7 protein-coding genes are annotated in these 6,739 nt (G+C 68.2%); 6 read left to right on the forward strand and 1 reads right to left on the reverse strand.

The features are described 5' to 3' along the window. Positions 1–29 precede the first annotated feature (29 nt). From AC3XYG_RS38240 to AC3XYG_RS38255, 4 genes are read left to right on the forward strand one after another with little or no spacing between them, the layout of a single operon-like run. Positions 30–1,103, forward strand: a complete 1,074-nt coding sequence (locus AC3XYG_RS38240) for a DNA polymerase III subunit delta' (RefSeq protein ID WP_489145147.1) — start codon at positions 30–32, stop codon at positions 1,101–1,103. 31 nt (positions 1,104–1,134) lie between these two features. Next, positions 1,135–2,688, forward strand: coding sequence for a methionine--tRNA ligase (metG, locus tag AC3XYG_RS38245; RefSeq protein ID WP_489145141.1), 1,554 nt, complete (start codon positions 1,135–1,137; stop codon positions 2,686–2,688). Next, positions 2,688–3,482 (forward strand): TatD family hydrolase, encoded by a 795-nt coding sequence (locus tag AC3XYG_RS38250; protein WP_489145142.1) that lies wholly within the window; start codon positions 2,688–2,690, stop codon positions 3,480–3,482. Before metG ends, AC3XYG_RS38250 begins: the two co-directional genes overlap by 1 nt. Before the next feature lie 3 nt (positions 3,483–3,485). Beyond that, the gene (locus AC3XYG_RS38255; protein WP_489145143.1) at positions 3,486–4,247 is read left to right on the forward strand and encodes an MBL fold metallo-hydrolase; all 762 of its coding nucleotides are present in this window, start codon (positions 3,486–3,488) and stop codon (positions 4,245–4,247) included. A gap of 36 nt (positions 4,248–4,283) precedes the next feature. On the opposite strand, the gene AC3XYG_RS38260 is transcribed toward AC3XYG_RS38255, so the two are convergent. Beyond that, entirely contained in the window at positions 4,284–4,589 is a 306-nt protein-coding gene (locus tag AC3XYG_RS38260) for a hypothetical protein (protein ID WP_489145144.1), read from the reverse strand. Between the two features lie 181 nt (positions 4,590–4,770). On the opposite strand from AC3XYG_RS38260, the gene AC3XYG_RS38265 reads away from it, so the two are divergent. Continuing rightward, a complete protein-coding gene (locus AC3XYG_RS38265; RefSeq protein WP_489145145.1) occupies positions 4,771–5,283 on the forward strand; it encodes a hypothetical protein in 513 nt (170 codons plus the stop codon). Positions 5,284–5,315: 32 nt separating this feature from the next. Continuing rightward, positions 5,316–6,359 carry an L-glyceraldehyde 3-phosphate reductase gene (gene mgrA, locus AC3XYG_RS38270; RefSeq protein ID WP_489145146.1) on the forward strand — a complete coding sequence of 348 codons (1,044 nt, stop codon included), beginning with the start codon at positions 5,316–5,318 and terminating at the stop codon, positions 6,357–6,359. Positions 6,360–6,739: the final 380 nt, after the last annotated feature.

Below are 6,739 nucleotides of genomic sequence, written 5' to 3' on the forward strand. Positions count from 1 at the left end.
GCCGTGGACGCGAAGTTCGGGCCTGCCCCATGAGCGCCGAGTTCCCGGCCCCGCGCGCCAATCCGCGGCTGCTCGGCCATGAGGCGGCCGAGGCGACATTCCTGGACGCGCTGAACGCCAAGCGGCTGCCGCATGCCTGGCTGATCACCGGCCCCGCCGGCATCGGCAAGGCCACCTTCGCCTATCGCATCGCCCGCTTTCTGCTGGCCGATGGCCGGGCCGACGCCCGCACGCTCGACCTGCCGGCCGATCACCCGACCTTCCGCCGCGTCACGGCCGGTGGCCATGCCGACCTGCTGACCATCGAGCGCAACAATGGCGACGACGAGCGCAAGCGGCGCAGCCGCGACATCCCGATCGAGGAGATCCGGCGCATCGACCCGTTCCTGCGCCTGACCGCGGCCGAGGGCGCCTGGCGCGTGGTCATCGTCGACGAGGCCGACGCGATGAACCGCAACGGCGCCAATGCGCTGCTGAAGATCCTGGAGGAGCCGCCGGCCCGCGCCATCCTGATGCTGACCTGCGCCAATCCCGGCGCGCTGCTGCCGACCATCCGGTCGCGCTGCCGCCATCTGGCGCTGGAGCCGCTGGCGGATGCCACGGTCGACCGTCTGCTGGCCGAGCATGCGCCGGAGCTGGACCCGGCCGAGCGGGCCTCGCTGGTCCGGCTGGCCGAGGGCAGCATCGGCCGCGCCGCCGCGCTGCTCGAGGACGGCGGCTTGGGCCTCTATCGCGACATGGTGACCCTGCTGGAGGATTTCCCGCGGGTCGATTTCCGCGCCGTGCACAAGATGGGCGACCGCATCGGCCCGGTCGCCGCCGAATCGAGCTGGCGGCTGTTCACCGAGCTGCTGGTCTGGTGGATGGCGCGGCTGGCCCGCGCCTCCGCCCGCGGCATCGCGCCGGCCGAGATCGTGGCGGGCGAGGAGGCGGTGATGCAGCGCGTGGTGGGTGCCGTCGGCCGGGCGGGCGGCCTTGATCGCTGGATAGAGCTGTGGGACAACACCCGCCGTCTGTTCGCTCAGGCGGATGGATCCAACCTCGATCGGAAACAGGTTCTCCTGCAGGCGTTCATCGGTATCGAGCGCGCCTGCAACACCTGAGCCGTCGCCAAGCGCATTGGAAGAGGCCGAAATGTCGGCGCCGAAGACATTCTACATCACCACGCCGATCTACTACGTCAACGACAAGCCGCATATCGGCCACGCCTACACCACGCTCGCCTGCGACGTGCTGGCGCGGTTCAAGCGGCTCGACGGCTATGACGTGCATTTCCTGACCGGCACCGACGAGCACGGCCAGAAGGTGCAGAAGGCGGCCGAGGTGGCGGGGATCGACCCGCAGACCTTCACCGACCAGGTCAGCCAGAATTTCCGCGACCTGGCCGCGGCGATGAACTTCAGCAACGACGACTTCATCCGCACCACCGAGCCGCGCCACATCAAGGCGTCGCAGGCGATCTGGGAGGCGATGAAGGCCAATGGCGACATCTATCTCGGCGGCTATGCCGGCTGGTACTCGGTGCGCGACGAGGCGTTCTACGGCGAGGATGAGCTGACCGTCGTCGACGGCAAGCGCATCGCCCCGACCGGCGCCGAATGCGAATGGGTGGAGGAGCCGAGCTATTTCTTCCGCCTGTCGGCCTGGGGCGACCGGCTGCTGGCCTTCTACGAGGCCAACCCGGACTTCATCGCGCCGGAAAGCCGCCGCAACGAGGTGATCGCTTTCGTCAAATCCGGCCTGCGCGACCTGTCGATCAGCCGCACCACCTTCAACTGGGGGGTGAAGGTGCCGGGCGACGAGGCGCACATCATGTATGTGTGGGTCGACGCGCTGACCAACTACCTCACCGCGGTCGGCTACCCGGATACCCAAGCCGAAAGCTTCAAGCGCTTCTGGCCGGCCGACCTGCACATGGTCGGCAAGGACATCCTGCGCTTCCACGCCCTGTACTGGCCCGCCTTCCTGATGTCGGCCGGGCTGCCGGTGGTGAAGCGCGTCTTCGCCCATGGCTGGTGGACCAACGAAGGCCAGAAGATCTCGAAGTCGCTCGGCAACGTGATCGACCCGCTGGAGCTGGTGGCGACCTACGGCCTCGACCCCGTGCGCTACTTCCTGCTGCGCGAGGTCTCGTTCGGCCAGGACGGCGATTTCTCCCGCAACGCCATGGTCCAGCGTACCAATGGCGAGCTGGCCAACGGCTTCGGCAATCTGGCCCAACGCGCGCTGTCGATGATCGCCAAGAACTACGACGGCCGCGTGCCGCAGCCCGGCCCTCTGACCGAGGTCGACCGCGGGCTGCTGGACCAGCTGCCGGTGCTGCTGGAGACGGTGCGGCGCGAATTCGACGTCCAGGCCTTCCATCGCGGTCTGGAGGCGGTGTGGGCCGTCGTCGGTGAAGGCAACCGCTATATCGCCGACCAGGCGCCCTGGACCGTGCGCAAGACCGATCCGGATCGGGCGGGCACGGTGCTGTGGGTGGTGGCCGAGACGGTGCGTCGCCTGTCGATCCTGATGCAGCCTGTCATGCCGCAGGCGATGGCGAAGACGCTCGACCAGTTGGCCGTGGCCGCCGACGCGCGCGGCTTCGACCGGATCACCGACGCCGATGCGCTGGTGGCGGGCACCGCACTGCCGCCGCCGGAAGGCGTGTTCCCGCGCTATGTCGGGCCGGAGACCGCTGCCTGATGCTTGTCGACAGTCACTGCCATCTGGATTTCCCGGATTTCGCGGCGGAGATCGACGACGTGGTCGGCCGCGCCCGGGCGGCCGGCATCGGCTGCATGCTGACGATCTGCACCCGGCCGGAAAGGCTGCCGGCCACGATCGCGCTGGTCGAGCGCTTCCCGATGGTCTACGGCGCGGTCGGCGTGCATCCGCATGAGGCGAAGGATTTCACCGACCTGACGGTCGAGGGCATCCTGGCGCTGACCGAGCATCCCAAGATCGTCGGCATCGGCGAGACCGGGCTGGACTACCATTACGGCCTCAGCCCGGCCGAGATGCAGCAGGAAGGCTTCCGCCGCCACATCCGGGCGGCGCGGATTGCCGATTTGCCGATCATCGTCCACACCCGCGACGCCGAGGCCGACACGCTGCGCATCCTCGAAGAAGAGGGGCAGGGCGGCGACCATCCGCCGCTGCGGGGCATCATCCACTGCTTCAGCGGCACGCGGCAGCTCGCCGAAGAGTCGGTGAAGCTCGGGCTGCACATCTCGCTGTCCGGCATCGTGACCTTCAACAAGTCCGAGGACATTCGGGCCACGGCCAAGGACGTGCCGCTCGACCGCATCCTGGTCGAGACCGATGCGCCCTACCTGGCGCCGGTGCCGAAGCGGGGCAAGCGCAACGAACCCGCCTTCGTCGCCCACACCGCCCAGCGCGTGGCCGAGCTGCACGGCCTGTCGAACGACGAATTCGCCCGGCAGACCAGCGACAACTTCTTCAGCCTGTTCACGAAAATTCCGCAGCAAGAGGTCTGAGCGATGCGTGTGACGGTCCTCGGCTGCGGTGGCTCGATGGGCGTGCCGATGGTCGGCGGCATCTGGGGCACCTGCGATCCCGCCAACCCGCGCAATCGCCGGCGCCGGCCGTCGATCCTGGTGCAGAGCGACACCACCACCGTGCTGGTCGACACCCCGCCGGATTTGCGGGCGCAGCTGCTGGACCATGACGTCAAGCGGGTCGACGCGCTGCTGTACACCCATGCCCATGCCGACCACATCCACGGCATCGACGACCTGCGGCCGCTGGCGTTCAGGCAGCCGATCGACGCCCATATGGATGCCGCGGTGAAGCGGGAGCTGGAGGAGCGCTTCGGCTACATCATGGCCTCGGTCGAGATGGACCGCGCCTTCTACCACCCGTTCCTGGTGCCGCACCTGCTGGACGGGCCGTTCCGGGTCGGCGACATCGACATCGTGCCGTTCGAGCAGGATCACGGCCCGGGCCGGTCGATGGGCTACCGCTTCGGCAGCTTCGCCTATTCGACCGATGTCGTGCGGCTGGACGACCGCGCCTGGGCGGCACTGGAGGGGGTCGAGACCTGGATGGTCGATGCGACGCGGGAAGAACCGCATGTCTCGCACGCCCATCTCGCCTTGGCGCTGGAATGGATCGAGCGACTCAAGCCGAAGCGGGCGTTCCTGACCCACATGAACCACCAGATGGATTACGAGCGGCTGTGCGCCACCTTGCCGGCGCATGTGCGGCCCGCCCATGACGGGCTGGTGTTCGAGATCGGCTGAAGCGCCGGGGCGACCTATTGCCGCCCCGGCCGAGGGTCAGGATTGGCGGCGGAAGCCACCGGACTCACGCGGGGGGCGGGCGCCATCGCGCGGAGCCCGCGCACCATCCCGGGGACCACGCGATCCCGGGCTGGTCGCCTGCATCGCGGCGGCACGGTCGGCCAGCGCCAGTTCGGTCTTCAGCTCGTCGATCTTCCGGTCCATGGCGGCACGCAGCGTCGCGGATGTGTGCATGCCGAGGTGCTTGCGCTTTTCCAGCAGCTCCTGGAGCTGCTTCTCCTTTTCCTCGCGGCTGCGGCGAATCGGAGCGCCATCGGACCGCTGTCCGTCAAATGAACGCATGTCGGTACCTTGCTGGGTTTCGAGGGGATGGGTCGGACATGACCCCGAAGGCCACGCCGCATCCGCGGAGGCGATGGCCTAGCCGATCTCGGGGTGCTTCCGCAAGCTGGTATGTGCCGGCCCCCCGCGCTAGGGTCGCGACTTCACAGCAAAAGGCCGGGATATGAACGGGGAGGGCGCGGTGCAATTGTCGAGGCAGATCCTGCGATCCTGGCGCACCGTGCCGGTGGCCGCGGCCCTGCTGCTGCTGGCCGCATCGCAGGCCGATGCCGGCCCGAAGGACGACCGCTTCCGCATCACCGACGAGCTCGGCACGGGCCAGATCGAGGAGCTGATCACCGTCGGCATCGACGGCCGCACCATCGGCGTGCTGCATGTCACCAAGGACGCGCCGATCGCCGAGCTGTCGGTGAAGCAGCCGGCCGGCAGGCCCCTGCATTACGAGCTGTGCGGCTATCTGATCGTCGAGACGCCGGAGGGCGCGCGGCAGCAGCATGTCGTCAACCACACCGGCACGATCGAGAACGCCGCCGGCCGCGAGCTGCGCGCGTTCAACCAGAACAACGAGATCTTCTATCTGCAGGACGGGACACCGGGCGACGCCGACGCGGCGAAGACCACCATCGTCGGTGTCGGGCAATGCACCCAGCCGGTCGCCTGGCTGGGCACAGCCGCCCTCCCTCCTGCCGCCTGACACACACCCTCTTCGATACACAGGACGACATCATGCAGACGCCTTGGACCGCCGATACGGCGCGCTATGAGACCGCCAAGTTCCGCCGCTCCGGCCGCAGCGGCCTGCAGCTGCCGGAGATCTCGCTCGGCCTGTGGCAGAATTTCGGCGGGGTGGACCATATCGAGACTGGCCGCGCCGTGCTGCGCCGGGCCTTCGACCGCGGCGTCACCCATTTCGACCTGGCCAACAATTACGGCCCGCCCTACGGCTCCGCCGAGGAGAATTTCGGCCGGATCTTCGCCGCCGATTTCCGGCCCTATCGCGACGAGCTGCTGATCTCGTCCAAGGCCGGCTACGACATGTGGCCGGGGCCCTACGGCAATTTCGGCTCGCGCAAATACCTGATCGCCAGCCTGGACCAGAGCCTCAAGCGCATGGGGCTCGACTATGTCGACATCTTCTACTCGCACCGCCTCGACCCCGCGACGCCGTTGGAGGAGACGATGGGCGCGCTCGACCAGGTGGTGCGCCAGGGCAAGGCGCTGTATGTCGGCATCTCCTCCTACTCGCCGGAAGCGACGCGCCAGGCCGCGGCGATCCTGAAGGATCTCGGCACGCCCTGCCTGATCCACCAGCCGTCCTATTCCATGCTCAATCGCTGGGTCGAGGACGGGCTGCTCGACACGCTGGAGGAGCTGGGCATCGGCTGCATCGCCTTCTCGCCGCTGGCGCAGGGCATGCTGACCTCGAAGTATCTCGACGGCGTGCCGGCGGATTCGCGGGCCAAGCGCGAAGGGTCGCTGCGCTCGGGGCTGCTGTCGGAGGGCAATGTCGCCCGCATCCGCGCGCTGAACGAGATCGCCAAGCGCCGCGGCCAGACCCTGGCGCAGATGGCGCTGAGCTGGGTGCTGCGCGACCCGCGCGTCACCTCGGCCCTGATCGGCGCCCGCTCGGTCGCCCAGCTCGACGACAGCCTCGACGCGCTGAAGGGCGCGGCGCTGACGACCGAGGAGCTGGCGGAGATCGACCACCACGCCCTCGACGGCGGCATCGACCTGTGGCGGACGTCCTCCACCGCGAAGGCGGCGGAGTAGGGCAAACGGATCTGTCTGAGTGGGTTGGGTCGCGGGCCGCGAACTCAACAACGGTTCAGGCATCGGTTGGGTTCGCAAGCGCGAACCCAACCGATGCCTGGGATCTTCTTTCATTGTCATTGCCGGGCTTGACCCGGCAATCCAGAAGATGTCGACAGACTCTGGATGCCCGGATCAAGTCCGGGCATGACAGCTTAATGTTGAACGGATCGCTCTCGACTCCGGACATCGTCCCGGACAACAGGCAGCCGCCGGCGCGCCCCGCCTCAGGAGCGTTGTTTGTCGGCGTCGATCATCCGCTGCCGGTACCGCTCCGCGACGCGGGCATTCTCCGCACGCGCGAGTTCCAGGGCCTCGCGGCGCCGTTGTCGGTCGGCTTC

The sequence above is a fragment of the Inquilinus sp. genome (assembly GCF_057815775.1).

Bases quoted from the DNA above. Each gene is read 5' to 3' on its own strand.
- AC3XYG_RS38240 (WP_489145147.1), top strand. From the start codon at position 30: ATGAGCGCCGAGTTCCCGGCCCCGCGCGCCAATCCGCGGCTGCTCGGC.
- metG (WP_489145141.1), top strand. From the start codon at position 1,135: ATGTCGGCGCCGAAGACATTCTACATCACCACGCCGATCTACTACGTC.
- AC3XYG_RS38250 (WP_489145142.1), top strand. From the start codon at position 2,688: ATGCTTGTCGACAGTCACTGCCATCTGGATTTCCCGGATTTCGCGGCG.
- AC3XYG_RS38255 (WP_489145143.1), top strand. From the start codon at position 3,486: ATGCGTGTGACGGTCCTCGGCTGCGGTGGCTCGATGGGCGTGCCGATG.
- AC3XYG_RS38260 (WP_489145144.1), bottom strand. From the start codon at position 4,589: ATGCGTTCATTTGACGGACAGCGGTCCGATGGCGCTCCGATTCGCCGC.
- mgrA (WP_489145146.1), top strand. From the start codon at position 5,316: ATGCAGACGCCTTGGACCGCCGATACGGCGCGCTATGAGACCGCCAAG.